This window comes from Pseudomonas sp. L5B5 (genome assembly GCF_020520285.1).
Taxonomy (GTDB): domain Bacteria; phylum Pseudomonadota; class Gammaproteobacteria; order Pseudomonadales; family Pseudomonadaceae; genus Aquipseudomonas.
Genome location: NZ_CP084742.1, coordinates 3,089,176 through 3,115,091 on the forward strand (window position 1 = coordinate 3,089,176; position 25,916 = coordinate 3,115,091).

Below are 25,916 nucleotides of genomic sequence, written 5' to 3' on the forward strand. Positions count from 1 at the left end.
CGGGTCCGCCTCAGGACTCCAGCGGCGCCTGCACCGGCTCAGCCACGTCCTTGCCGCCGCCCGCCGCCTCGGATGGCGCGCGGACCTGGATGATCAGCAGCGCCGCAAGCAGGGCCGGCACGGCACAGAAGAAGAAAATCTGCTGCACCGGAATATGCATGGCCAGCAGCATGCTGCCGAACAGCGGCCCCAGGATCGAACCGAAACGCCCCACTCCCAGTGCCCAGCCCGTACCGGTGGCGCGCACCTGGGCCGGGTAGAAGTTGCTGGCGAAGGCGTTCAGGGTCAGCTGGCCGCCAATGATGCAGAAACCCGCAGCAAACACGAACACCACCAGGTAGCGCGGGTTGTCGTGGTTCAACCCCAGCAGCACGGTGCACAGCGCCGCCAGGGCGAGCACCGTGGACAGCAACCGGACCTTGCGCTTGAGGCGGTCGGCGACCCAGGCCATGCAGATCGCCCCCAGGGTGCCGGCAAACAGGAACATCGAGGTCACCAGGTTGGCCTGCTTCAGGGGCAGGCCGCTTTCCAGCAGCAGGGTCGGCAACCAACTGATCATGAAATACAACAGGATCAGGCTGACGAAAAAGGTCGACCAGATCAGCAGCGTCGGCCGTGCATACCCCTGGCGGAACAACTCCAGCACCGTGAGCTTGCTGCCGGCCTGCTGTTCGCCAGCATTCAGCGCAGCCGCCGGCGGCTGCCAGTCCGGGAGCATCTGTGCGGTGACTTTGCGCAGCCGCGCATAGGGCGGCGCATCGCGCAGCAGCCGCGGCAGCGATTCGGGCAGGCGCCAGAGCAGGAAAGGAAACAGCAGCAGCGGTGTGATACCACCGGCCAGGAACACCGCTTCCCAGCCAAAGCGGTCGATGAACCCGGCGGCGACAAAACCACCGGCCGCGCCGCCAAAGGAGAAACCGCAGGCCGCCAGGGTCACCATCAGGGTGCGCAGGCGGGGCGGCGAGTATTCGGACATCAGCGCCATGGCGCTGGGCATGGCTCCCCCCATGCCGATGCCACAGATGAAGCGCGCCACCATCAGGCTCTCAAGGGAGTTGGCGAACACCATCAGCACCGTCAGGCTGGCGTAGATCAGCACACAGCAGAGCAGGATGCGGCGTACGCCAAAACGATCCGCCAGGGGCGTCACCACCAGGGAGCCCAGGGTCAGGCCCAGCAGGTTGGCACTGAACACCGGGCCGAAGGCGGCCTTCTCCAGCCCCCAGTCCTGGGCCAGGGCCGGTACCACGTAACCCAGGACCTGGGCGTCGTAGCCATCGGTGACCAACAGCAAGGCGAGAAGCAACAGGAGCAACCACTGATAGCGGGACACCGGGCGGGCGTCGAGCGCAGCACGAAAGCTGGCAATCTGATTTTGCATCGCAAGGTACCTGTTCGGTTTTTTATGGTTATGGGCAGCGGTATTGCGCAGGTCACAGGCGGTGACCGCTCAAGCCCCGTTGCGGGGCCCGGGTGACGCGGATGCAACGCTGCCCCGGATACCGAGGCAGCGTGCAGGCTCAGGCCGGGGTGTCGGGCTGGTTGGCCGGGTGCGCCGCCTGGAAGGCCGGATGCGCGGCAGCCAGCGCCGCGACGCGCAGAATCCGCGGGTAGGCCTCCAGCGATACCTTGAAGCGCTCGGCCGCGTACAGCTGCGGGATCAGGAACACATCGGCCAGCCCCGGCTCATCACCGAAACAGAAGCCGCGGTCGCCGATCAGTTGCTCCAGGGCCGCCAGGCCCTGGCTGATCCAGTGATCGATCCACACCAGCAGTTGCGCTTCCTCATGCCCCCATTCACGCAGCAGGTTCTGGGTGCTGGAGTTGTGCAGCGGATGCACATCGCAACCGATGATGGCCGCCACTGCCCTGGCCTGGGCACGACCGACCAGGTCCTCTGGCAACAAGGGTACCTGTGGATAACGTTCCTCCAGGTACTCGATGATGGCCAGCGACTGGATCAGCAGGTCGCCTTCATCGGTGCGCAGCGCCGGAACCCTGCCCTGGGGATTGATCTCCAGGTATTCCGGCAGGCGGTTGGCCCCGCCCTTGGGCACCAGCAAGTTGACCGGGATGGCCTGGTAGTCCAGGCCCTTGAGGCCCAGGGCAATGCGCACCCGGTACGACGCGGTGGAACGGTAGTAGGTATAGAGCTCCATGGTGCACTCCCCTTAGCGGGCTGGCTGGACGATACCCCGGCATTCGCCGAAGCCGATGGAGGCGAAACCTTCGCGGCTGCAGCGCCCGCGCAGGATGATCTCGTCGCCGTCCTCGAGGAACTTGCGCACCTCGCCGGACGCCAACTCGATGAGTTTCTTGCCGCCTTCGGTGATCTCCAGCAGGCTGCCGAACTGGCCGCCCTGCGGACCGGACAGGGTGCCCGAACCGAACAGGTCGCCGGCCTGCAGCTGGCAGCCGTTGACGCTGTGGTGCGCCACCATCTGCGCCACGGTCCAGTACATGTACTGGCTGTTGCTCAGGGTCAGGCGATGTGCCGGCAGGCCCTGCTCGCGCATGGCCTGGGTCAGCAGCAGCACTTCCAGCTCGATGTCGAAGCCACCGTTGGCCTGGTCGCGCGCGTCCAACAGGTACGGCAGTGGTTGCGGGTCGCCTTCGGGGCGCGCCGGCTGGGCCTGGCGGAACGGCTCCAGGGCCTCGGCAGTCACCACCCAGGGCGAGATGCTGGTGATGAAGCTCTTGGACAGGAACGGGCCCAACGGCTGGTATTCCCAGGCCTGGATATCCCGCGCCGACCAGTCGTTGAGCAGGCAGAAACCGGCAATGTGCTCGGCGGCGTCGCCAATGGCGATCGGCTCGCCCAGCTCGTTGCCCTGGCCGATCCAGATGCCCAGCTCCAGCTCGTAGTCCAGCCGCGCGCAGGGGCCGAAGGTCGGCTCGCTCTGACCGGCCGGCAGGGTCTGGCCCTTGGGCCGGCGCACATCGGCCCCGGAGGCGCGGATGGTGGACGCACGGCCGTGGTAGCCGATCGGCACATATTTGTAGTTGGGCATCAGGGGGTTGTCGGGACGGAACAGCTTGCCGACGTTCTGCGCATGCTCGATGCCCACGTAGAAGTCGGTGTAGTCGCTGATCCTGGCCGGCAGGTGCATCTGGCAATCGGCGGCCAGGGGCAGCAGCTTCGCTCCCAGGGCCTGGATCTTGCCTTGCAGGCTGCTGCCCTCGGCCAGCAACTCCAGCAGGCGCTCACGCAGGGCCACGCGGGCCGGGCGACCGAGCTGGAAGAAGGCATTGAGCTGGCCACCACGGGCAGCCTCCACCGCGGCCTTGGCCGGGCCTTCGAACAGGCCGGCATCCAGTGCGGCCTCCAGGTCCAGGATCTGCTCGCCGATGGCCACGCCGCTGCGAGGTGCCGAGCCCTGGGTGCTGAAAACGCCCAGGGGCAGATTCTGCAACGGGAAGTCGGGGTGACCGTTGGCAGACTCGACCCAGCTGCGGGTGATGGTGGACAAGGTCATGGGTTATCTCCGATTCGGGTTGAAGGTGACGGGCAGCGAAGCCCAGCAAGCATCGTAGTCTTTCTGCAGTTCGGCGCATTCCAGGGCGAACCGGCTCGGGCGCAGCACCTGGCTGGTCTCGAACATGAAGGCCATGGTGTTGTCGATCTTGGCCGGCTGCAATTGGACGTTGATCGCCTTGGTGCAGGTCTCGCCATCCGGGCCGTGGGCACTCATGCAACTGTGCAGCGAAGCACCACCAGGCAGGAAGCCCTCGGCCTTGGCGTCATAGGCGCCCTGGATCAGGCCCATGAACTCGTTCATCAGGTTGCGGTGGAACCACGGTGGACGGAAGGTGTTCTCGGCCACCATCCAGCGCGGCGGGAAGATCACGAAGTCCAGGTTGGCCATGCCCGGCACACTGGTGGGCGAGGTCAGGACGGTGAAGATCGACGGGTCCGGATGGTCGAAGCTGACGGTGCCGATGGTGTTGAAACGGCGCAGGTCGTACTTGTACGGCACGTTGTTGCCGTGCCAGGCCACCACGTCCAGCGGCGAGTGGTCGAGCTCACAGCCCCAGAGCTCGCCCAGGTACTTCTGCACCAGGGCGGTGGGCTGGCGCAGGTCTTCGTAATGGGCCACCGGAGCCAGGAAGTCCCGGGGATTGGCCAGGCCGTTGCTGCCGATCGGCCCCAGGTCGGGCAGGCGCAGCGGCGCGCCATGGTTTTCGGCGATGTAGCCACGGGCCTGCGGGTCCAGCAGTTCGACGCGGAACTTCAGGCCACGCGGCAACACGGCGATCTCCAGCGGTTCGAGCTCCAGCACGCCCAATTCGGTGACGATGCGCAGGCGGCCCAGTTCCGGCACCAGCAGCAGCTCGCCGTCGGCGTTGAAGAACACCCGCTCCATCGAGCGGTTGGCGCGGTAGTGATAGACGCTGATGCCGGCCGGTTTCTGTGCTGGCGAGTTGGCCACCATGGCCACCAGGCCATCGATGAAGTCCGTCGGCTCCGCGGGGATCGACAGCGGGCTCCAGCGCAGGCGGTTGGGCGTCACTTCACCCAGGTCGCCGCCCGCCAGCTGGCGCTCGAGACGGGTGAAGGACGGATGCTTGGCCGAAGGCTGGATGCGGTACATCCAGGTACGCCGGGATTCGCTGCGGGTCATGGTGAAGGCGGTGCCGGAGAACAGTTCGGCATACAGGCCGTAAGGGGCCTTTTGCGGGGAGTTCTGGCCGACGGGCAGTGCGCCTGGCAGGGCTTCGCTGGAAAATTCGTTACCGAAGCCTGATTGGTAGCTGAGGGCGGACGCCGAAGAATCGAGGTTCATGGAGCCTCCTGGAAGTTGGAATAGGCAGGGGCCCACTACTCCTTCACAAGAGTTATCGGCACGCCTGGGTTATTTTTATCGTAATCCAATTACGCATAACGTAATTTGATTGCCCAGGAGCGTCAAGCTATAAAGACCGCCACTTGTCACGGGACCCCTACACCTCCATGGAAAAGCCGCGCAGCACCAGCGACAGCAACGGTAAGCAGAAAGTCCGCTCGGCCGAAGTCGGCACCGACATCCTCAAGGCCCTGGCCGAACTCTCGCCGTCCACGTCCCTCTCGCGCCTGGCAGAGCATGTGCAGATGCCCGCGAGCAAGGTCCACCGCTACCTGCAGGCCCTGATCGCCAGCGGTTTCGCCGAACAGAACAGTGCCACCAATCACTACGGCCTGGGCCGCGAAGCCTTGCGGGTGGGCCTGGCTGCGCTGGGCAGCCTGGATGTGCTGAAAGTCGCCGCCCTGCCCCTGGCAGACCTGCGCGACGAATTGAACGAAACCTGCTTCCTCGCGGTGTGGGGCAACCAGGGCGCCACCGTGGTGCACATCGAGCCTGCGGTGCGCGCGGTGACCGTGGTCACCCAACTGGGTTCGGTGCTGCCGCTGCTCACCTCGTCCACCGGACTGGTGTTCAACGCCTACCTGCCACAACGGGAAACCCTCGAGCTGCGCCAGCAGGAGCTGGCCGAGGCCAGCCTCCAGGACCTGGCCGATCCACAGGCCCACGAAGCCCTGGCCGAGCAAATCCGCCAGCGCGGCCTGCACCACATCCATGGGTTGCTGATGCCCGGGGTCGATGCCCTGTCGGCGCCGGTGTTCGACGCCACCGGCAAGGTCGCCGCGGTGCTGACCGTGGTCGGCCCGACGTCGCTGTTCCATGCCGACGAGAACGGCCCGGCGGCACACAGCCTGCTGGCGGCCTGTCGAGCGGTGAGCTGGCGCATGGGGCATCAGCCCCTGGAGTAACCGCCGCTCAGCTCATCAGTCCCAGGGTCTGGGCCCTGGCCACCGCCTGGGTGCGCCGCTCCACGCCCAGCTTGCTGTGGATGCGTCGACCATGGGTCTTGACCGTATGCAGGGAAATGAACAGGCGCTCGGCAATCTGCTGGTTCGAGCAGCCCTGGGCAATCAGTTGCAGGACCTGTAATTCACGCAGGCTCAACAGGCTGTCGTGATCGTCTTGCGCCTGCAACGGACCACTGGGCACCTGTTGATACGGCACCAGCGCCGGCTGGCGCAAACCCAGTTCGCGCACGGCCTGGGGCAGGTTGCAACGCGCCGCCAGGGCCTGCCCGGCCTGCAATGCCTCCCCTGCCAGTAGTGCATCGCCCTGCACATGGGCCACCTCGGCCAAGGCCAGCCACAGATCGGTTTCAAGCCCCTGCATGCCCTGTCGCCGGGCGCAATCGAGCAGCCGTTGCAACCTGGGCACCGGTTCCCGGGCGCACCCCAGGCGGACCTCGGCCAGCACCAGCAGGCACTCGATGCCCGGGATCATCTCCAGGGACGCCGGCGGTGCTTGCAAGGCCCCGGGCCCGCGAATGTGCCGGGCGACCCGGCTCAGCGCCTCACGGGCCAGCTCCGGGCGTCCTTGCTGCAACCAGAACTGACTGCTGACCTGCAGCAGCACACCCCGGTAGACGGTGTCGGGAATCTGCCGTTGCTGCATCAGCCGTTCGGCGTCGCGCAGGTGCACGAAGGCCTGGGCATAGTCGCGGTGGTTGGCCGCCAGCTGCGCCAGGCCGATGAATCCGTACAAGGCCCGCTTGTCATGGCTGCCCAGGCAGTCCTCGAGCCCACTGCGCAAGTAGGAGGCGGCCTCCCGCTCCTGGCCCTGGCGCAGGGCCAGGCGACCACGACGCAAGGCAATGCGGCCCAGCAACGGAGTGGCCCTCAGGGCTTGAGCAGACAGGCGCTCGGCCACCTGCGCCAACAAGCCCTCGGCTCGATGGGGCGCCCCACGCTGTTCCAGCAGTTGCGCGTGGTCCAGCTCCAGCAGGGCCTCGAACAGCAGCGCATCATGGGCCCGGGCCAGGCACAGGGCCTCGCGATTCAGCGCCTGGGCCACGTCCAGCTCACCGCACAGCAATGCCTGCTGGGTCAGGCCCGAGAGACACAGCAAGCGCGTCGTCCAGGCACTGTCCGCCAGTGCGGCCAAGGCTTCGAGGAAGTGCCCGCGCGCCGCCTCCATCCGCCCGCCCAGGTGCAGCAACCAACCTTGCTGGGCCTGCCAGCGGGCCAGCAACTGGGTCTGCTCGGCAGCCGCAGGCTGGGGGGCGAACCGGGCCATCTGCGTCATGCACTGCGCAGCGTGCTCGAAACGCCCGGCGAACAGCATCGCGCCCGCCAGCAGGCCCACTGACTGCGGGCTGCCCAGCAGCAGCTCGTCTCCCTGGCGCTCATGCAGCTGCAATAGCAGCAGTGCGTTGTGCTGCAGGAACAGGAATTCGAAACTCAGATGCTCCAGCAGGCTGACTGCGACCTCGAACTCCTCGGCCAGCAACGCGTGTTCGAAGGCTGATTGCCAGTCCTCCTCGGCGATGAACCACTGGCAGGCCCGGCGATGCCAGGAACGTCCGCCGGGCCAGGCTTCGTCACGCATCAACCGGGCCAGGGGCGCGAATACCTGCAGCCAGCCGGTACGGCCTTCACAGGGTTCGATGAAACAGCCCAGGTCCTGCAAGGTGCGCAAGTACGCGGCGCCCTCCCCGGCGCCAAACAGGTGTTCGCACAAGGAGGGATTGAACCGTGGCAAGTGCGCCAATACCTGCCAGGTTTGCGCCAGCTCCGCGGGCAGCACGCTGAACAGTTCGTGCTCCAGGTACTCGAGCAGGGTGTTGGGACGCCCCGGCTTGCAGGGCTGGCTGGCCAGTTCGCTGCCCTCGAGCAGAGCGATGCGCACTCCGGCACACCAGCCGCCGCTGCGTTGCAGGATGCGCCCGGCGGCCTGGCTGCACAGCGGCTGCGGCAACTGCCGCAACAGTTGTTCGATGTCACCCTGAGCGAAGGCCAGGGCCGGGCCATCCAGCTCGAACAGCTGGTCGTCCAGCAACAGCCGGGGCCAGTTGCACTGGGGCCGCCGGCGACAGCCCAGCCACCAGCTCAACTGTGGGTTGTCCAGGCCCAACAGGCGGTCGAGCAGCGAGTCCAGGCCGACAGCGGCAACCCGGCAGTAGTCGTCGATGAACACCCACAGGGGCGTCTCCACGAGCAGCAGGCAGTGCAGCACCGCCTCTTCATCATCGTCCGCCAGGCCCAGGGCCCTGGCCAGGACTTGGCACAATTGCCGGGGGCCCTGGGCTGTACCGCCCAGCGGCAGCCAGATCACCCGGCACGTGGCAGGTGCCTGCAACAGGCACTCGACCAACAGCGCGCTCTTGCCACTGCCGGCCGGAGCACACAGCAGCCGGATCCTGGCCTCGCAGGTCAGCAACGGGGCGCTCAGGCGGTGGCGGGAAACATGATGGGCGGACAGACGGGGCATGAGCCCGGAACGCTCTGGACAAGGAGTCATGGCGGTCATTGCGGCGTGCCTTTTTTATAGTTGTAGCCAGCTTGCCCTCACCCTAGCCCCGACCTTGCGAGCAGTTGAAGAAGTATTCAGCAGGCTGATCAGCTCCCATAAAAAAACCGACCGGGCAGTCGGATAACTGCCAGTCAAGAAGCACCCAGTATTGCCGCGACTGGAGCGAGGGAGTTTGCTCCCGCTCGGCTACGCAGTAGCCGCCATGCCTGCCGCCGCGGCCTTGCGGGTGAACCGCGTGCTCTCGGCCTGGGGCGGCTGCGCCTCCCAGCGGGAGCCAGCTCCCTCGCCACAACTGACCTTCATAAAGAAGCCGCACGCCCCTGAAGAGCGTGCGGCTTGAACATTGCTCCACTGCAACCCGAGGGGCGCCTAGCGCACCCCGCTGGCGCGCAAGGCGGCCGGGGTGTAGTCGGCCGCCTTGGCGGCGAAACCGAACTGCAGGCTGTACTTCTCCTCGTTCTTCATCCCCAGGGCCAGGTAGCGGCCGGCGTTCAGGTCATACAGGGCCTCCAGGGTGTAGGCCGGCACCTGATGGTCGTAGTAGTACTGCGCATGGCCTTCGGCAACCCGCCACAGCTGGCCGCGACCGTCATAGTGGTCCACCAGGGCCACTTGCCAGCTGTCTTCGTCGATGTACATGTGCCGGGTGGCGTAGATATGCCGCTGGTTCGGCTTGACCGTGCCCACCACCTCCCAGACCCGGTGCAGCTCATAGCGGGTCAGGTCCTGGTTGATGTGCCCGGCCTTGACGATGTCGTCGTACTTGAGGCTCGGGGAGTCCAGCTTGTAGCTGTTGTAAGGGATGTACATCTCCTTCTTGCCCACCAGCTTCCAGTCGTAGCGGTCGGGAGCACCGGAGAACATGTCGAAGTTGTCCGAGGTGCGCAGGCCGTCGGCAGCGGTACCCGGGCCGTCGTAGGCCACCTGCGGGGCACGGCGCACACGGCGCTGGCCGGCGTTGTAGATCCACGCCGAACGCGGCTCCTTGACCTGGTCCAGGGTCTCGTGGACCAGCAGCACGTTGCCCGCCAGGCGCGCCGGCGCCGTCACCGACTGCTTGAAGAAATTTTGCACGTTGGCGGCCTTGGCCGGGTCCAGGTCAGGGATCAGTTGCGGCGCCGCCACTTCTTCCTCGAAACGGATCGAGGTATAGCTGCCGTTGGTCTGCGGGGTGACCTGGGTGACGATGCGCTTCTGGTTGCCGCCGTGATAGCGGGTCAGGTGGTTCCACAGCACTTCGATACCGTTCTTCGGAATCGGGAAGGCGTAGTAGCGGTTGCCGGTGAAATTGGCCAGGCCGTTGCCGTCGTTGGTGGTGGTCACGCTCAGCGCGCTGCGCTTGGCCGACTCGTAGATCTCGGGCGGCAGGCCGACGCTGCGGTGGGTGGGATAGACCGGGATCCGGTAGCTGTCCGGGTAGCGCTTGAACATCGCCACCTGGCCGTCCGAGAGCTTGTCCTTGTATTTGTCCACCGTCGCTGCGGTGATGATGAACAGCGGTTTTTCATTGGCGAACGGGTCGGCGAGAAAGCCCTTGCTGTCCACCGCCCCGGCATTCTTGGCAATGCCTCCGGTCCAGGCCGGGATCGAGCCGTCGGCATTACCGGCTTTTTCCGCGCCCACCGGGGTCAGGCTGGTGCCCAGCTTGGCGGCTTCTTCCGGGCTTACCGCGGCCATCAGGCTGGCCGCCCACAGCCCCAGCGCCAGGGCGCTGCATTGCAGGATCATCTTGCGCATTCAGGTACTCCTTCTTGTGCCGGTTCAGAAGTTCACGCCAAAGCTCAACGCGAGGAAGTCCCGGTCGGTCAGGGTGTTGTAGCGCCCGCCAAAGAAGTCGGTGTAGCTGAGGCTGGCGGTGTAGGTGTTGCGGTAGTCGGCATCGACCCCGACGCTCAGGGCCTTGGCGCCCTGGTTGAACAGGCCGTTGGGGCCGTAGCCATTGACATCGTGGGACCAGGACAGGTTGGGCTTGAAGTTGATCCCGGCGATCACGTTGCTGTAGTCGAGGATGGCCCGGGCGCGATAACCCCAGGAGGTGGCCGTGACGAAGCCGCCGGTGTCGCCACCGTAGCCGTACTGGCCGTACACCGAGTCCCGGCCATAGCGCAGCTTGCTCTTGTCTTCCAGGCCACCGACGTGGACGATCGCCGCCTCGCCCACCAGGGTCAGGCGGTCGGCCCCCAGCACCTGGTCGAAGAACTGGGTCATGGTGCTCTGGATCTGGGTGATTTCCTTGCGCCGGTAACCGGTGTTGTCGGCCCCCGGGGCGGTCCTGATCGGCGACGCCGTGCCCCCGGCGATGGGGTTGAGCAGGGCCAGGGTCAGGTCGTTGGTGTTGACCTGCACCGGCGCGTTGGGCCGGTAGCTGATCTCGCCGGTCCAGGCAGTGCCGGTGGGCAGGGTGGTGGAGAAGCTGGCGCCGTACAGGCGGATGTCCTCGGGGTATTCGAGGTAGTACTGACCACGACCGAGCATCACGCTTTGCACCAGGCCGCTGCCGGAGCCGGGGGCGATGCCGTTGGCGGCACCGGCAATGGCGCCCAGGGTCGCCGCGCTGACATTGGCCGTGGTGGTACTCACCACCGGGCTGCGGGAGTGGTAGTTCATGAAGTACAGGCCGTACTCGGTGTCATCGCCCAGCCAGCGCAGGGCTGCGCCCCACTGTCCGGAGTCCCGGGCGTCGCGATCACCGCCGCGTGGCAGGATCACCCCCTCGCGGGTCACCTGGAAACCCTGGCCAAAGGCCGCCGCCACCGGTTGCAACGGCGCGATCGCCGGGCTGCCGACGGTGTAGCCGGTGGTGCAGCCGTCCGCTACCACGTCGTTGCCGAAAAAGGTGCCGCAGTTGTCCACCACGGTCTGGTCCCACTCCAGCTGGTAGAAGCCCTCGACCGTCAGCTGGTTGGTCAAGCCCTGGGAGGCGAACAGCATGTTCACCGGCACCAGGCCTTCCTTGATCTCGGCGCCGGGCCGGCGAAAGGCCGAGACGTCCACCGGGTTGATGCTGTTGATGGAGTTGCCGATGAAGGTGCTCTCGCCCCAGCTGACCACCTGCTTGCCGGCGCGCACAGTGCCCGGCAGGTTGGCGATGGAGTAGTTGTGATAGACGAAGGCATCGAGGATCTGCGCGCCCGAGGACTTGGCGCCTTCCTTGCGGTTGTGGTCGCTGATGGGCTTGAACTCGCGGTCTTCGTCCTTGAGCTCGAAGTCGTACCAGTATTTGCCACGCACGAAGACCCCGCTGTCGCGGTACTTGAGCTCCAGGTCATGCAGGCCCTTGAAGATCTTCGAGAAGGTCTGGCCCTTCTTGAAATTCAGCCGGCCATCGTCACCGGTGGACGATTGCGCAGTACCGCCGTTGACCGTGCCGACGAACTCCCGATCGGCATCGCGCATGCCCCAACTGGCGCCCACGGACAGCGACGAGTCGAACTGGCCTTCGATTTCCCCGATGTTGAATGACACCGCCTGCGCCTGGGCGCTGCAACCCAGTGCTACCGCGACGGCCAGGGCCTGCGGTGTGAAGATGGCGCGCATTGTTGTTCTTGTCATGCGTCTTCCCCGGTGAGTGACAGGAAGCCCACCCTACTGCCGCGATGGCGGGATCGATAAGCGCACCAAGGAGGTATTCGGGCTGTCACTCAAAGGGATTACTGCCCTTGCCCTGGGGGCGGTTCAGGGCACTATCCAGCGGCTGGATACAGGCTCATCAGAGACGTCGATGCAGGGTGATGGCGGGAGCGGGCCAGCGCAGCGACTGTTGCTCAAGCTGTAACAGTCCTTGTCCTGAATCGCTATTTTTCCGGGCCAGGCCAGGGCTTATTCTTCACTCGCAGTCACGGCAGACACCCCGTCGCCACTGACACCGAACGTACCGGGCATGCACCTTTGCCGGGAATGATTTCCAGCGATTTGAAGTTGTGCGATTCAAGCCGCTACTCCAGGTTCACTGACGTTGATTTTGTAGCTCCTTGATCTAACGTCTTACTTCGGCCGCTGCTCTTGCAGCGGCCTTTTTTATCCCTGGTATTCAAGTGGGGCGTTGCCACTACGCCGCGTCGTCATCGCTCTCGTCGTAATGAAACTTGTGCAGCAGACGGTGCGCCACCGGGGACAGGATCAAGCCCAGGGTGGCGGCAAAAACCAGGTTGGTATACAGCCCATAGGTGGCAAAAAACAGTTTGCCGCCGGAGGTTTGCGGCATGTTGATGGGGCCGATGCCACCGAGGATCATCGCCGCGTCATACAGGGCATCGTGGAAGGAAATGTCCTGCTCGAAATACAGCAGGCCACTGATGCCCAGCAGCACCGAAAAGATGATCAGCGCCAGCACCACCAGCCCATGCACACATAAACGACGGATAAACAGCAGCCGCGACAATACCGGCTGGTCCTTGGACTCATACATCGAGGGCACTCCCTGTTCGTTCGCGGACCGTCGAGCATAGTGACGAACACGGCGGGAGTAAAACCGCCAGGCCCGAAGGCCTGGCGGGGGATGAATCAAGCGTGGACAGTGCGGTGCAACCGGCACCGGGAACCGGTCGCAATCACCCGGGCAGCGACGAAGGGCCGCCGGTCGAGGCAGGTTTCAGAGGGCGTACTTTTGCAGATTCTGCATCATCTCCTTCAATGCCTCGATATTGTCCCCGGGGTGCGCCGCGCCCTCGAAGTCGCAGATCTGTTGCCAGTGAGCCGCCACGTCATCCGGAGAAAAGCCCTGGCGCGGGTCGAAGCCGGCACCCAGGCTGCGCTCCCAGCGCACCTTGCCGATCCAGCCGCCGCCCACTTCGAACAGGCCGGAGGTTTCCTGGCACTGCTCGCTGCCCAGGTACACCACCAGCGGGCTGACCAGTTCAGGCTTGAGTTGCTCGAACACCTGGGGCGGAATCAGGCCCTCGGTCATGCGCGTGCCACCGGTCGGGGCAATGGCATTGACCAGGATGTTGCTCTTGCGCCCTTCCAGCGCCAGGGTCCGGGTCAGGCCGTACAGGCCCAGCTTGGCCATGCCGTAGTTGGACTGGCCGAAATTGCCGTAGATGCCCGAGGTGGACGCGGTGAAGATCACTCGCCCATACCCCTGTTCCCGCAGGTGCGGCCAGGCGGCGCGGGTGACCTTGTAGGCCCCCTCGACATGCACCTGGTACACCAGGTTCCAGTCAGTGTCGTCCATCTTGTGGAAGGTCTTGTCTCGCAGGATCCCCGCGTTGTTGACCACCACGTCGACCCGGCCGAAGACATCCAGGGCGTTCTGCACGATCTTGTCGCCGTCGGTCACCGAGTCGTGGTTGGCCTCGGCAATCCCACCCGCCTCGCGGATCTGCGCCACCACCCGGTCGGCCGCCGAGGCACTGGCACCTTCACCCTGGGCCGAGCCGCCCAGGTCATTGACCAGCACCCTGGCGCCATGACGAGCGAACAGCAACGCATGGGCCCGCCCCAGGCCACCGCCGGCGCCAGTGATGATCACCACTTTGTCTTCCAAGCGCACAGACTCACTCATACCGAACTCCAGCAGGGCCAATGGACAAGGGTTCGAGTGTCGGGCAGCCAGGCCGTGCTCACAATGAACCCGCCCACAGCTGAATGGTGCGCGATAAGGCAGCGGGATAGTCGCCCCGGGATAGCAGCCGGGGCGACGGCCCGGGGCTCAGGAACCCACGGCGCGCCTGGCCGGCGCCAGCAGATCGTGACGAAAGGCCAGGTAGTGCTTGAGCACCGCCAGGGGCGCCTCGATCTGCGGGTAATGACCAATACCCGGTAGCAGCACGGTATCGGGTCGTGGGATCAGCTGGCGGTAGCGCTCGACCATGTGCGCCCCGGAGATCGGGTCATGGGCACCATCGATCACCCGCAGCGGCACCTCGCCGCGCTGCATGGCCGCCACCCAGCGCTCGCGCCGGACCCGCCGTTCCGGGATATAGCTGATCAGCTTGTGCAGGATGCGCGGCCCGTGGTTGCGCTGTACCAGGCTCCAGAAATCATCCAGGACCGATTCGCTGGGCCTGCTCTGGGGACCGAATATCGGCCGGAAACTCTTGGCCAGCCCCTGGCGGCTGAACATTCGCCCGAGCATCCAGCCCAACGGGCTGAGCAGCAACTTCTGGATCAGGACCGGGCGATGGGTTTCCGGAAACAGGCCGCCATTGAGAAACACGCAGCTGGCGATCTCCACGCGCTGCTCAGCATGACGGGCCAGCAACTCCTGGGCGACGCTGTCGCCATAGTCGTGGGCCAGCAGGTGTACCGGGGCCTCGATCCCCAGATGCGCCAGCAGGGCCTGCTGCAGGTCCGCCTGTTCCAGCAGGCTGTAATCATGCTCCAGGGGCTTGGCCGAATCGCCGAAACCGAGCATGTCGCACGCGATCACCTGGTAGCGCCGCGCCAGGGGTTGCCACAGGTAGTGCCAGTCCCAGCTGGCGGTGGGGAAACCATGAATCAGCAACAGCGGCTCTCCCTGACCCGCCACCCAGTAGCGAATGACCTGGCCACGGAACACGAAGTCCTGTCCGTGCGTGCGCCAGACACTCAGGGGGATCTCGGCGATAGGCATCAGGATTTGTAACCCGGGTCCAGTTGCTCGAGCTTGCGCAACAGGGCCGGCCAGGCCAGCACGCCACCCATGCCCTGGGCGCTGCGGGTGACCCCGGCGATCATCGCCTTGGCCCCGTTCAGGATCGGCGCGGGAATGGCGAGCAGTTCGGCGCCGCCGTTCTGCGCCAGCACCTGGATCTCGCAGGCCCGCTGGAAGATGAACATCATCAGGAAGGTGTCGGCGATGCTCGCACCACAGGTCAGCAAGCCGTGGTTGTGCAGCATCAGGAAGTTGTTGTCGCCCAGGTCGGCCTGCAACCGGACCTTTTCCTCGGGGTTGAGGGCCACGCCCTCATAAGGGTGATAGCCGAGGCTGGCGAGAACGAACAGCGACTGCTGGCTGAGGGGCAGCACGCCCTGCTTCTGAGCCGACACGGCCACGCCAGCCGCGGTATGGGTGTGCAGCACGCACAGCACATCATGGCGTACCGCGTGGACGGCACTGTGGATGGTGTAGCCCGCCGGATTGATCTCGTAGGGACTGTCCATCAGCTTGTTGCCGGCCGGGTCGACCTTCACCAGGCTCGACGCGGTGATCTCGTGAAACATCATGCCGAACGGGTTGATCAGGAACTCGTCGGTCCCCGGCACCTTGGCCGAGATGTGGGTGAAGATCAGGTCGTCCCAGCCATGCATCGCCACCAGGCGATAGCAGGCGGCCAGGTCCAGGCGGGTTTGCCACTCCAGGGGGCTGACCTGGTCCTTGACACTGGTAGTGGATGGAACGGGGGCTAGGCTCATGGCGGGGACCTCGATGTGGGTTCTTATTGGAAAGAGGACCCTCAGAGTCTAGACACCCCGCATGCGCCACGGAGTCGCCTTGGCAGCCAGCTTGATGACCGAGCGGGTCAGCTGGCAACCGGGCTCCGGCACCTGGGTTTCATCTCAAAGCACCGACGCCAGCAACGGGGCGGCAAACAGGTTCAACAAGCCGGTGAGCACCATCACCAGGCCCGCCACCGAGCCTTCTTCGCCTCCCACCTCGTGGGCCCGGCTGACCCCGGCGCCGTGGGCGCCAACCCCGAACAGCGCGCCCCGGGCCAGGGCACTGCGCAGCGGCAGCCAACGCAGCAGCACGCCGCCGAGCATGGCGCCGAACACCCCGGTGAACATCACGAACACCGCGGTCAGTTCAGGCACGCCGCCCAGGTCATGGGCCAGGGGCATGGCGAACGGTGTAGTGATCGAACGCGGCACCAGCGACAAGGTCACCGAACTGTCCAGGGCCAGGAGCCGGGCCAGGCCGAAGGAACTGCCGATGGAAGCCGCACTGCCGGCCAGCATGCCCAGCAACAGCGCCGACCAGTGGCGAACCAGCAGTTGTCGCTGCTGCCAGATGGGAATGGCGAAGGCCACGGTCACCGGCCCCAGCACCAGCATCAGCCAGTGGGTATTGGCGGCATATTCGGCATAAGCCGTGTGCAACGGCACCGCGACCGCCAGCAACAGCGCCGGCACCAGGATCAGCGGCGACAACAGGTAGCGCCCGGTGCGCCGGTAGATCCAGCGGCTGAACAGGTAGGCGCCCAGGGTCAGCGACAGCCAGAACATCGGCATTGCCTCAAGCGTCATGGCGCATCCTCCAGCGGCACACCAGCTCGACGGTCAGCGCCGTGACCAGCATCACCAGCAGGGTGCTGACGCCGATCACCAGCAGAATGCGCCAGCCGTCCTGGCGCAGCAGGCCACCGTAGTCCAGCAGGCTCATCAGCGCCGGGATGAAGAACAGCAGCATCTCGGCCATCAGCAGGCCAGCCCCCAGTTGCAGGGCAGCCGGCTTGACCCAGCCCAGGGCGAAGGCCAGCAACAGCAGCGCCAGGCCGATGACCCCACCGGGAATCGGCCAGGGCAGCCAGGTCGCCAGTTGGCAGCCGAGAAAGTAGATGGCCAGCAGCACCGCCAGCTCGCAAAGCAGGCGGCCGAGGCGTTTGAAGGTGGGCATGTTCATGATGGTTCGGTCCTCTCGGGGACCTATTTTATGAAAAGCGCCACCATCACCAAAGCGAATTGTTAGACTGGAAGCCATTCCAATCTGGAATTCAAACCATGGATTTCAAGCAACTGCGCAGCTTCGTCGAGGTGATCCACCAGGGCGGCTTCACCCAGGCCGCCAAGACCCTGCACATCAGCCAGTCGGCGGTGAGCAAGCAGATCGCCCAACTGGAACAGAGCCTGGGCACGCCCCTGCTGGAGCGCCAGGGCTCGCACATCCACCTCACCGCCGCCGGCAACGTGGTACTGCAACGGGCCGAGGGCATGCTACGCCTGCGCAACGAACTGCTCAGCGAACTGGATGACCTGAGCCAGTTGGCCCGGGGCGAACTGCGCCTGGGCCTGCCGATGCTCGGCAGCGATGCGCTGTTCGCCAGCCGCTTCGCCGAGTACCGGCGGCGCTATCCGAATATCCAGGTGCATTTGCTCGAGGGCGGCAGCCTGAATGTCGAGCAGGCGGTGCGCAGTGGCGAGCTGGAACTGGGCGGCAGCCTGACCCCCAAGGACCCCGCCTTCGCCTATCAGCCGTTCTGCGATGAACCGCTGGATGCCCTGTTACCCGCCGATCACCCGCTGGCGATGAATGCCAGGGTGCGCCTGGAAGAATTGGCCGATACGCCCTTTCTCCTGTACCAGCGCAGTTTCGTGCTCAACGATCGCCTGCTCCAGGCCTGCCAGCAGGTGGGCTTCACGCCCAGGGAAGGCGGGCGTAGCGGCCAGGCGGACTTTCTCGCGGCACTGGTGGCCGCCGGCCAGGGCGTGGTGCTGCTGCCGAGCGTGGTGGCCAGGGCCCTGGTGCGCCCGGGCGTGGTGCGCCTGACCCTGACGGCACCGCAGTACCTGCGCTGGGACATTGCGTTCATCTGGCGCGAGGGCGCGTATCTGTCCAGGGCCGCGCAGGCCTGGCTGGCGCTGCTCCGGGAACAGCCGGTCAGCCCCGCAGGGCGCTGACCAGCTCTGCCAGCCAGGGCTCGGCGTCGGTTTCCGGGGTTACGCTTTCGCTGGCATCCAGGCGTAGCATCGGCAACACCTCACGCACGCCCATTTCGGCAAACAGCTCGCGCATCTGCTCACCGCCGCCACAGAAGGTATCGCCGTAGCTGGAGTCCCCCAGGCCGATCACCGCCCCGGGCAAACCGCGCCAGGCGGCCGGCAAGTGATCGCGAATGCTCGAATAGAGCGGCTGCAGGCTGTCTGGCAACTCGCCCATGCCCGTGGTCGAAGTCACTGCCAGGAACGCCTGCGGAGCGAATGCCTGGACATCCGCCAGGGTCGCGCGGGGGTTGTGCCAGGCCTCGAAACCTGCGGCGTCGAGGAGCTTGGCTGCATGCCGGGCGACTTCTTCAGCCGTGCCGTACACCGTGCCGGAAAGGATGGCGACTTTCATCAATCTGATCCTGAAGCTGACTAAAAGGCTGGGATATTAACAGCTGCGCGGTAAAATCCCGCCAGTGGTCGTCCCGGGACTGAAAAGCACCTGTGGACAGCGTGCCAGCATGCCTTAGAATCCAGCCCTTGCCGATCGATGACGGAACCCCGGGATGATCAACGCCCACTTGCTGCAACGGATGATCAACGCCTCCAACGACGGAATTGTGGTCGCCGAACAGGAAGGCGAGGACAACATCGTGATCTACGTGAACGCGGCCTTCGAACGGCTGACCGGCTACAGCGCCGACGAAGTGCTGTACCAGGACTGCCGCTTCCTGCAGTCCGGCGATCGCGACCAGCCGGGGTTGCAGGTGATCCGCCAGGCCCTGAAAGAGGGCCGGCCGTGCCGCGAGGTGCTGCGCAACTACCGCAAGGACGGCAGTCACTTCTGGAACGAGTTGTCGATCACTCCGGTGTTCAACGACAGCGATCAGCTGAACTATTTCATCGGTGTGCAAAAGGATGTCACCGTGCAGGTCAAGGCCCAGCAACGCCTGTTGCAGCTCGAGCAGCAACTGGCCGCAGCCCAGGCCGAACTGGACGCCCTCAAGGCGACCAACGGCCCGAATAAGTCGCAGGTTTAGTGGTCTGTAGGGGTATTCCCCGCCGATCTGTCTTTCACCTTCCGAGCAACATCATGCAGCGCGATGCCCTTCTCACCCAGGATGAGCTGGACTTCATCCGGACCCTGCAGCACAACCCGCACCTCAATGTGCGCGATACCACCTCCAGCCTGCTGGTCAACGGCGGCTCGCAGCTGCGTGACTTGCTGACGCGGCTGGCGGCCAACGAGAAGGTCACTATCCAGGCGCAGTTCGACAACCAGCAGATGACCTTTCCCCTGCACCTGGTCGAGGACGAATTCCACGCCTTGCACCTGCGCCTGGGCGTACCGAGCATCTTCGAGGATGGCCCCATGGTCCGCCCCTGGCGCCTGGCGCTGCAGGAGCCGGTGGCACTGGAGAACGCCAAGGGCCACCCCGGCCGCCTGTGGGTGCGGGAGGTGTCATTCAAGGGGGTACTGTTGGAAATTCGCAACAAGACTCGGCCACCCCGGCAGTTCGCCCAGTGGTTCAGTCCATCGGGATACGAACGGATCGCCTTGCGCGGGCAGTTCGAACGCGAGACCGAAGCCGGCTTCTATGCCTATCGCCTGGACCAGGACGATGCCGAGGAAACCGAACGCTTGCGCCAGTTCATCCTCCAGCAGCACCGCCACAGCCACCCTGCCGTGCACGCCTGAGGCGTGCGAGCCAACGTCAGGTATCCAGGCGCCCGCTGAGAAATTGCCGCAGGCGTTGCTGCATCAGGCGGCCCTCGCTTCCCAGGCAGGCCACCGACGAATCCGCCAGACCGTCCTGGACCAGGTCCGCCGCATCTCCGGCCAGCATCAGTGGACAATCCAGGGTCACGGCCAGGCGCTTGAGACGCTTGGGCAATTCCGCCGTCGGTGCATGGTTGGAGAACACCACCAGGGCCTGGGGCCTGAGTTTTTCGCAGACCAGGGTCAACTCTTCCAGCGGCACTCCCGGCCCCAGCACACGCACGCCCAGCTGGTCATGTCCCAGCAGCAGCGCCGCCACCAGCAACTCCAGTTCCCGGCATTGCTGGTTGAACGCCGTCAGCAATAGCTGCCGGTCCTGGGTGGTGCGCTGCAACAACAACCGCTGGGTGATCCGGGCTCGCAGGAAAGCATCGAGGAACAGCCACTCGCTGGTATGGCCAAAGGCATCGCGCTCCTGCAGCAACTGCTTCCAGAACGGCAGGAAGATGTCCTGGAACACCACCGGCAAGGCGTAGCTGGAAAACACCTGGCCGTACAGGCGTTCCAACTGCGGCTCATCGAAAGCGCTCACCGCCAGCTTCAGCTGATCGCGCCACTGGCCGTACTCGCCTTGCAGGCCATCGTCCACCGGGGCCTTGAGCTGGGCCTGGACCGCCCGGTTCTTGGCCATGATCCGACCGACCTTGCTCACGGCCACGCCGCGCTCGATCCAGCCGAGTATCTCGCGCACTGCCTCAACATCGTGCATGGAATACAGGCGATGCCCACTTTCGGTGCGTGTTGGCTGGATCAGACCGTAGCGTCGTTCCCAGGCCCGCAGGGTCACCGGATTGATGCCGGTCAGGCGTGCGACCTCGCGGATCGGGAACAACTCGTCCTGGCGGAGGGTGCCAGGCGCCTGGGCGGCGGCATCAAGTGCAGTGGTGGCGGGCATCTGGAGAGAAAACACCGGTTGAAAAAGTGGAGGTCATTCTACTCTCCCCCGGTGCCGATGCTTCAAGTGCGGGAATATCCGACCGCTGTCATTGGTACATCCGTGCCAATCAGGAATAATCCTTGCTTGTCCCAGGTGCGGCCCGACACCCCGGTGCCCCGTCAGCGACTGCCTTACCCAGGCAGTGCATTGGTTTTACGGAGATACATGATGTCTACCTCACCCGTCACCCTGATGGTTGCCCGGCGCGTTGCCGATGGCCGCTACCAGGACCTGATCGCCTGGCTGCGCGAAGGCGAACAACTGGCCACCGACTTTCCCGGCTACCTGGGCTCCGGTGTCCTGGCCCCTCCGCCTGGCGACGATGAATTCCAGATCATCTTCCGCTTCGTCGACGAGCACACCCTGCACACCTGGGAACACTCTGCCTCGCGTACCGCCTGGCTGGCCCGGGGCAGCGACCTGTTCGCCCATCCACTGGAACATCGGGTCAGCGGCATCGATGGCTGGTTCGGCACTGCCGGGCAGCGCCCGCCGCGCTGGAAGCAGGCGGTGGCCATCTGGCTGGCATTCTTCCCGGTCTCGCTGTTGTTCAACTTCGTCCTCGGCCCACTGCTCAACGACCTGGGCATGCTGGCCCGGGTGTTCGTCAGTACCCTGGCCCTGACGCCGCTGATGGTCTATTTCTTCATTCCACTGTCCACCCGGCTGCTGGCCAACTGGCTCAACGCTGCCCCGTCTCGCCGGCTGCCCGCGGCCCCCTCGCCCCAGAACCCCTGAGGGCCGCGCAGGCCGGCCACCGCGCCTGGCGTGCGGGCCGGCTTGCCGCCGATCCATCCCACGCCCGGGCGCCCCCGCTGGTATAGTTCTGCTCTACCCGCGATGCGAGCCTTCCATGAACGCCTCCCCTGCACCGATCCTGATCACCGGCGCCAGCCAGCGTGTCGGCCTGCATTGCGCCTTGCGCCTGCTCGAAGATGGACATCCGCTGATCGTCACCTACCGCAGCCAGCGCCCGGGGCTCGACACTCTGCGCGACAAGGGCGCGACCCTGCTGTTCGCCGATCTCTCGAGCGAGGCCGGGATCATGGCCCTGATCACCCAGGTCAGGGCCCATACCGACTGCCTGCGGGCAATCGTCCACAACGCCTCGGAGTGGCTCGAGGAAAGCCCGGGCCAGGAAACCGAAGCCTTCGCCCGGATGTTCGGCGTGCACATGCTGGCGCCCTACCTGATCAACCTGCACTGCGCCCAGCTGCTGCAACGCTCAAGCCCGGCGGACATCATCCACATCAGCGACGACGTGACCCGCAAGGGCAGCAGCAAGCACATCGCCTACTGCGCCAGCAAGGCCGGCCTGGACAGCCTGACCCTGTCCTTCGCCGCCAAGTACGCCCCGGCAATCAAGGTCAACGGCATCGCACCGGCCCTGCTATTGTTCAACCCCGACGACGACGCGGCGTACCGCGCAAAGACCCTGGCCAAGTCCGCGCTGGGCATCGAGCCCGGCGCGCAAGTGATCTACCAGAGCCTGCGTTACCTGCTGGACAACCCTTATGTCACCGGCACCACCTTGACCGTCAACGGCGGGCGGCACGTCAAGTAGACCGGCCCCGCGAGGACCTTGCATGAGCCTTTCCCTGCCCCAGCACTACCGCGAGATCCTCAAGGGTCTCGGCGAGGACCCCGAACGCGAAGGGCTGCTCGACACCCCCAAGCGTGCCGCCAAGGCCATGCAGTACCTGTGTCATGGCTACGAGCAGTCGCTGGAGGAAATCGTCAATGGCGCGCTGTTCGCCTCCGACAACGACGAGATGGTGATCGTCGCCGACATCGAGCTGTATTCCCTGTGCGAACATCACCTGTTGCCCTTCATCGGCAAGGCCCATGTGGCTTATATTCCCACCGGCAAGGTACTGGGGCTGTCGAAGATCGCGCGAATCGTCGACATGTTCGCCAGGCGCCTGCAGATCCAGGAAAATCTCACCCGGCAGATTGCCGACGCGGTACAGAGCGTGACCCAGGCCGCCGGCGTTGCCGTGGTGGTCGAAGCCAAGCACATGTGCATGATGATGCGCGGTGTCGAGAAACAGAATTCCACCATGCATACCTCGGTCATGCTCGGCGCCTTCCGCGACTCGAGCACCACGCGCCAGGAATTCCTGCAATTGATTGGACGGAGCAAGTAAATGCCACAACTTCAGCCAGGAATGGCTCGCATCCGAGTCAAGGACCTGCTCCTGCGGACCTACATCGGAATCAACGAGGAAGAAATCCTCAACAAGCAGGATGTGCTGATCAACCTGACCATCCTGTACCCCGCGCAGGATGCCGTGCGCGACAACGACATCGATCACGCGCTGAACTACCGCACCATCACCAAGGCGATCATCGCCCACGTCGAAGGCAATCGCTTCGCCCTGCTGGAGCGCCTGACCCAGGAACTGCTGGACCTGGTGATGAATAACGCCTCGGTGCAGTACGCCGAGGTCGAAGTCGACAAGCCCCATGCCCTGCGCTTTGCCGAGTCGGTGTCGATCACGTTGGCGGCAAGTCGCTAGCAGCCGGCGGCAAGTAAAAGCGCTTCGGCTTTGACCTGCCGCTGGCAGCTGTTCCCATCCCTCTATGTGCAGTGAGTCTTATGTCCCCTCAACAACGCCTGGAACTGGAAGCGGCGGCCTTTCGCCGCCTGGTGGCCCATCTGGACAACCGCAAGGACGTGCAGAACATCGACCTGATGAACCTTGCCGGGTTCTGCCGCAATTGCCTGTCCAAGTGGTACAAGGCCGAGGCCGATGAACGCCAGATCGAGGTCAGCCTCGATGACGCCCGTGAAGTGGTGTACGGCATGCCCTACGCCGAATGGAAAAATCTCTATCAGAAAGAAGCCAGCGCCGAGCAGCAAGCGGCGTTCGCCAAAGGAAAACCCAATGATTGACCTCAACACCCTGCGCGCCAGCCTGAACAGCGGTGAACACGCGTTTGCCGACACCCTGGCCTTTGTCGCCACCGGTTACGACTACCAGCCACAGGCCTTCAACAACGGCGGCGTGGACAATGCCGCCGGGCAGAACGAAGGTTCGTGCAAGACCCTGGGCCTGGCCCTGCTCGAAGGCCTGAGCGACCAGGAGGCCTTGCTGGCCTTCGGCGAACACTACCGTTCGGTACTGGCCACCCCCGAGGGCAGCGATCACGGCAACATCCGCGCCCTGATCACCCACGGCCTGGCCGGCGTCAAGTTTGCCGCCCAGCCGCTGACCCGCCGCTGATCCCCAGCGGCAAGATCATCGCCCATAAAAAAACCGGCTTGCGCCGGTTTTTTCATTTCAGAACGATCAGAACGAAGCGTTCTGCAGACCGTCCAGGTAACGCTCGGTGTCCAGGGCCGCCATGCAACCGGCGCCGGCCGAGGTGATGGCCTGGCGGTAGACGTGGTCGGCCACGTCGCCGGCGGCGAAGATGCCCTCGACGCTGGTGGCGGTGGCATTGCCTTCACGACCGCCCTGCACGATCAGGTAACCGTCCTTGAGCGCCAGCTGGCCTTCGAACAGCGAGGTGTTCGGAGTGTGGCCGATGGCGATGAACACGCCGTCGACTTTCAGCTCGTCGAAGCTGCCATCGTTGTTCTTCAGGCGAGCACCGGTCACGCCCATGTTGTCGCCCAGCACTTCATCTAGGGTCGCGTTCAGCTTGAGCTCGATCTTGCCTTCGGCCACACGGGCGTGGAGCTTGTCGATCAGGATCTTCTCGGCGCGGAACGTGTCGCGGCGGTGGATCAGGGTAACCTTGCTGGCGATGTTGGCCAGGTACAGGGCTTCCTCGACAGCGGTGTTGCCGCCACCGACCACGGCCACTGGCTTGTTGCGGTAGAAGAAGCCGTCGCAGGTGGCGCAGGCCGAGACACCCTTGCCCATGAAGGCTTCTTCCGACGGCAGGCCCAGGTAGCGAGCGCTGGCGCCGGTGGCGATGATCAGGGCGTCGCAGGTGTAGGTGCCGCTGTCACCTGTCAGGGTGTAGGGCTTGGCGGCGAAGTCCACGGCGTTGATGTGATCGAAGACGATCTCGGTCTCGAAACGCTCGGCGTGCTCGCGCATCCGCTCCATCAGTACCGGGCCGGTCAGGCCGTGCACGTCGCCTGGCCAGTTGTCGACTTCGGTGGTGGTGGTCAGCTGGCCGCCGGCCTGCATGCCAGTGATCAGCAGCGGTTTCAGGTTGGCGCGGGCAGCGTAGACCGCAGCGCTGTAACCGGCAGGGCCGGAACCTAGAATAATCACACGCGAATGACGTACATCAGACATGACTCACTCCTATCGACCGGCCCGGGTGCCCTGGCGCGGAACGCCGGATTGCCGGCTGGAATAAAAAAGGACGGCGAAACCTTGGGGAAGGCTAAAACTCGTCCGTCCAAAAAATAATGGGTGCAGCGTATAGAGGGGGCGAAGATTAAGGAAATACGGTTTAACAATCCAGCTCATAGGCGGTCTCTATCCTCTGTGCATCTATTTGAAAAGGTCTTTGTTACCGTTGATGTCGTCCTGTGCCCCGCGCTTTCGCCCCTTGCACAAAGCCGGTAAGGTCGGCGCGTTTTCCATCTGCTCGGAGCTCTCCATGCCCGCCCCTGTCCTGTCCGGCCCGCAATACCTGCGCGAAGGCCTGAAGCTGATCCTCAGTCCCGGCCTGCGCCTGTTCGTCCTCCTGCCCCTGCTGGTCAACCTGGTGCTGTTCGTCGGATTGATCTATCTGGCCGGCCACCAGTTCAGCCTCTGGGTCGACACCCTGATGCCAACCCTGCCGAACTGGCTGAGTTTTCTCAGCTATGTCCTGTGGCCACTGTTCGTGGTGCTGGTGGGGCTGATGGTGTTCTTCACCTTCACCATGCTGGCCAACATCATCGCTGCTCCCTTCAACGGTTTCCTGGCGGAAAAAGTCGAGACCGTGGTCCGGGGCACCGACGACTTCCCGGCGTTCAGCTGGGGCGAACTGTTGGCGATGATCCCCCGCACCCTGGCCCGGGAGATGCGCAAGCTGGGCTATTTCCTGCCCCGGGCCATCGGCCTGTTCATCCTCTCGCTGATCCCGGTGGTCAACCTGGTGGCCGCACCGCTGTGGCTGCTGTTCGGTATCTGGATGATGGCCATCCAGTACATCGACTACCCGGCGGACAACCACAAGATGAGCTGGCAGGACATGCTTGCCTGGCTGCGCGAGAAGCGCTGGCAGAGCCTGGGGTTCGGCGGCATCGTCTACCTGGCGCTGATGATTCCCTTCGTCAACATTCTGATGATGCCCGCCGCCGTGGCTGGGGCGACGCTGTTCTGGGTGCGTGAGCGTGGCGTGGACAAGCTGCCGGCCCAGCAAGACTGAACCTGCC

27 protein-coding genes are annotated in these 25,916 nt (G+C 64.8%); 11 read left to right on the top strand and 16 right to left on the bottom strand.

Annotation, left to right across the window (positions count from 1 at the left end):
• Window positions 1-10: 10 nt before the first annotated feature.
• The 4 genes from LGQ10_RS14185 to hmgA all read right to left on the bottom strand — a co-directional run bounded on the left by LGQ10_RS14185 (window position 11) and on the right by hmgA (window position 4,784).
• Window positions 11-1,381 (bottom strand): MFS transporter, encoded by a 1,371-nt coding sequence (locus LGQ10_RS14185; protein ID WP_226525918.1) that lies wholly within the window; start codon window positions 1,379-1,381, stop codon window positions 11-13.
• A 139-nt stretch (window positions 1,382-1,520) separates the two neighbouring features.
• Window positions 1,521-2,159 (bottom strand): maleylacetoacetate isomerase, encoded by a 639-nt coding sequence (gene maiA / locus LGQ10_RS14190; RefSeq protein ID WP_226525919.1) that lies wholly within the window; start codon window positions 2,157-2,159, stop codon window positions 1,521-1,523.
• Between the two features lie 12 nt (window positions 2,160-2,171).
• On the bottom strand, window positions 2,172-3,476 hold the full coding sequence (gene fahA, locus LGQ10_RS14195) for a fumarylacetoacetase (protein WP_226525920.1): 1,305 nt from the start codon (window positions 3,474-3,476) through the stop codon (window positions 2,172-2,174).
• A gap of 3 nt (window positions 3,477-3,479) precedes the next feature.
• On the bottom strand, window positions 3,480-4,784 hold the full coding sequence (gene hmgA / locus LGQ10_RS14200; RefSeq protein WP_058435325.1) for a homogentisate 1,2-dioxygenase: 1,305 nt from the start codon (window positions 4,782-4,784) through the stop codon (window positions 3,480-3,482).
• Window positions 4,785-4,951: 167 nt separating this feature from the next.
• Here hmgA and LGQ10_RS14205 point away from each other — a divergent pair, with 167 nt between their 5' ends.
• The gene (locus LGQ10_RS14205) at window positions 4,952-5,749 is read left to right on the top strand and encodes an IclR family transcriptional regulator (RefSeq protein WP_226526141.1); all 798 of its coding nucleotides are present in this window, start codon (window positions 4,952-4,954) and stop codon (window positions 5,747-5,749) included.
• A 7-nt stretch (window positions 5,750-5,756) separates the two neighbouring features.
• On the opposite strand, the gene LGQ10_RS14210 is transcribed toward LGQ10_RS14205, so the two are convergent.
• The 9 genes from LGQ10_RS14210 to LGQ10_RS14250 form a co-directional block, all read right to left on the bottom strand.
• On the bottom strand, window positions 5,757-8,306 hold the full coding sequence (locus LGQ10_RS14210; protein ID WP_226525921.1) for a helix-turn-helix transcriptional regulator: 2,550 nt from the start codon (window positions 8,304-8,306) through the stop codon (window positions 5,757-5,759).
• Between the two features lie 372 nt (window positions 8,307-8,678).
• A complete protein-coding gene (locus tag LGQ10_RS14215) occupies window positions 8,679-10,046 on the bottom strand; it encodes a DUF1329 domain-containing protein (protein ID WP_226525922.1) in 1,368 nt (455 codons plus the stop codon).
• Window positions 10,047-10,070: 24 nt separating this feature from the next.
• Window positions 10,071-11,861 carry a DUF1302 domain-containing protein gene (locus tag LGQ10_RS14220; protein ID WP_226525923.1) on the bottom strand — a complete coding sequence of 597 codons (1,791 nt, stop codon included), beginning with the start codon at window positions 11,859-11,861 and terminating at the stop codon, window positions 10,071-10,073.
• 496 nt (window positions 11,862-12,357) lie between these two features.
• Window positions 12,358-12,717 carry a hypothetical protein gene (locus LGQ10_RS14225; RefSeq protein ID WP_226525924.1) on the bottom strand — a complete coding sequence of 120 codons (360 nt, stop codon included), beginning with the start codon at window positions 12,715-12,717 and terminating at the stop codon, window positions 12,358-12,360.
• 183 nt (window positions 12,718-12,900) lie between these two features.
• Window positions 12,901-13,812, bottom strand: coding sequence for an SDR family oxidoreductase (locus tag LGQ10_RS14230; RefSeq protein WP_058437509.1), 912 nt, complete (start codon window positions 13,810-13,812; stop codon window positions 12,901-12,903).
• A 147-nt stretch (window positions 13,813-13,959) separates the two neighbouring features.
• Window positions 13,960-14,862: an alpha/beta fold hydrolase gene (locus tag LGQ10_RS14235; protein WP_226525925.1), complete on the bottom strand. Its 903-nt coding sequence runs from the start codon at window positions 14,860-14,862 to the stop codon at window positions 13,960-13,962.
• Entirely contained in the window at window positions 14,862-15,644 is a 783-nt protein-coding gene (locus tag LGQ10_RS14240; RefSeq protein ID WP_058437511.1) for a class II aldolase/adducin family protein, read from the bottom strand. Before LGQ10_RS14240 ends, LGQ10_RS14235 begins: the two co-directional genes overlap by 1 nt.
• A 144-nt stretch (window positions 15,645-15,788) precedes the next feature.
• Window positions 15,789-16,475 (bottom strand): LrgB family protein, encoded by a 687-nt coding sequence (locus LGQ10_RS14245; protein WP_226525926.1) that lies wholly within the window; start codon window positions 16,473-16,475, stop codon window positions 15,789-15,791.
• Window positions 16,465-16,851, bottom strand: coding sequence for a CidA/LrgA family protein (locus LGQ10_RS14250; protein WP_058436914.1), 387 nt, complete (start codon window positions 16,849-16,851; stop codon window positions 16,465-16,467). The genes LGQ10_RS14245 and LGQ10_RS14250 overlap by 11 nt, the downstream gene beginning before the upstream one ends.
• 98 nt (window positions 16,852-16,949) lie before the next feature.
• Here LGQ10_RS14250 and LGQ10_RS14255 point away from each other — a divergent pair, with 98 nt between their 5' ends.
• Window positions 16,950-17,846: a LysR family transcriptional regulator gene (locus LGQ10_RS14255; RefSeq protein ID WP_058436913.1), complete on the top strand. Its 897-nt coding sequence runs from the start codon at window positions 16,950-16,952 to the stop codon at window positions 17,844-17,846.
• Here LGQ10_RS14255 and LGQ10_RS14260 read toward each other — a convergent pair.
• Window positions 17,827-18,282: a flavodoxin gene (locus LGQ10_RS14260; protein ID WP_058436912.1), complete on the bottom strand. Its 456-nt coding sequence runs from the start codon at window positions 18,280-18,282 to the stop codon at window positions 17,827-17,829. The two genes, LGQ10_RS14255 and LGQ10_RS14260, sit on opposite strands and share 20 nt — an antisense overlap.
• Window positions 18,283-18,436: 154 nt before the next feature.
• Here LGQ10_RS14260 and LGQ10_RS14265 point away from each other — a divergent pair, with 154 nt between their 5' ends.
• Complete coding sequence (locus LGQ10_RS14265; RefSeq protein ID WP_058436911.1) at window positions 18,437-18,910, top strand: PAS domain-containing protein; 474 nt, start codon at window positions 18,437-18,439, stop codon at window positions 18,908-18,910.
• Window positions 18,911-18,963: 53 nt separating this feature from the next.
• Window positions 18,964-19,569 (top strand): hypothetical protein, encoded by a 606-nt coding sequence (locus LGQ10_RS14270; RefSeq protein ID WP_226525927.1) that lies wholly within the window; start codon window positions 18,964-18,966, stop codon window positions 19,567-19,569.
• A 16-nt stretch (window positions 19,570-19,585) separates the two neighbouring features.
• Here LGQ10_RS14270 and LGQ10_RS14275 read toward each other — a convergent pair whose 3' ends face one another.
• Complete coding sequence (locus tag LGQ10_RS14275; protein WP_226525928.1) at window positions 19,586-20,545, bottom strand: MerR family transcriptional regulator; 960 nt, start codon at window positions 20,543-20,545, stop codon at window positions 19,586-19,588.
• Between the two features lie 210 nt (window positions 20,546-20,755).
• On the opposite strand from LGQ10_RS14275, the gene LGQ10_RS14280 reads away from it, so the two are divergent.
• The 6 genes from LGQ10_RS14280 to LGQ10_RS14305 all read left to right on the top strand — a co-directional run bounded on the left by LGQ10_RS14280 (window position 20,756) and on the right by LGQ10_RS14305 (window position 23,814).
• Complete coding sequence (locus LGQ10_RS14280; RefSeq protein WP_058437038.1) at window positions 20,756-21,325, top strand: hypothetical protein; 570 nt, start codon at window positions 20,756-20,758, stop codon at window positions 21,323-21,325.
• 115 nt (window positions 21,326-21,440) lie between these two features.
• A complete protein-coding gene (folM, locus tag LGQ10_RS14285; protein ID WP_226525929.1) occupies window positions 21,441-22,151 on the top strand; it encodes a dihydromonapterin reductase in 711 nt (236 codons plus the stop codon).
• 22 nt (window positions 22,152-22,173) lie between these two features.
• Complete coding sequence (gene folE, locus LGQ10_RS14290) at window positions 22,174-22,734, top strand: GTP cyclohydrolase I FolE (RefSeq protein ID WP_058437040.1); 561 nt, start codon at window positions 22,174-22,176, stop codon at window positions 22,732-22,734.
• The gene (folX, locus tag LGQ10_RS14295; RefSeq protein WP_058437041.1) at window positions 22,735-23,106 is read left to right on the top strand and encodes a dihydroneopterin triphosphate 2'-epimerase; all 372 of its coding nucleotides are present in this window, start codon (window positions 22,735-22,737) and stop codon (window positions 23,104-23,106) included.
• A gap of 80 nt (window positions 23,107-23,186) precedes the next feature.
• On the top strand, window positions 23,187-23,483 hold the full coding sequence (locus LGQ10_RS14300) for a DUF1244 domain-containing protein (RefSeq protein ID WP_226525930.1): 297 nt from the start codon (window positions 23,187-23,189) through the stop codon (window positions 23,481-23,483).
• On the top strand, window positions 23,476-23,814 hold the full coding sequence (locus LGQ10_RS14305; RefSeq protein ID WP_058437048.1) for a HopJ type III effector protein: 339 nt from the start codon (window positions 23,476-23,478) through the stop codon (window positions 23,812-23,814). Before LGQ10_RS14300 ends, LGQ10_RS14305 begins: the two co-directional genes overlap by 8 nt.
• 66 nt (window positions 23,815-23,880) lie before the next feature.
• Here the strand turns inward: LGQ10_RS14305 and trxB are convergent, their stop codons facing one another.
• A complete protein-coding gene (gene trxB / locus LGQ10_RS14310; RefSeq protein ID WP_226525931.1) occupies window positions 23,881-24,843 on the bottom strand; it encodes a thioredoxin-disulfide reductase in 963 nt (320 codons plus the stop codon).
• A 310-nt stretch (window positions 24,844-25,153) separates the two neighbouring features.
• Between trxB and cysZ the strand changes: the two genes are divergently transcribed.
• Window positions 25,154-25,909 carry a sulfate transporter CysZ gene (gene cysZ, locus LGQ10_RS14315; protein ID WP_226525932.1) on the top strand — a complete coding sequence of 252 codons (756 nt, stop codon included), beginning with the start codon at window positions 25,154-25,156 and terminating at the stop codon, window positions 25,907-25,909.
• Window positions 25,910-25,916: the final 7 nt, after the last annotated feature.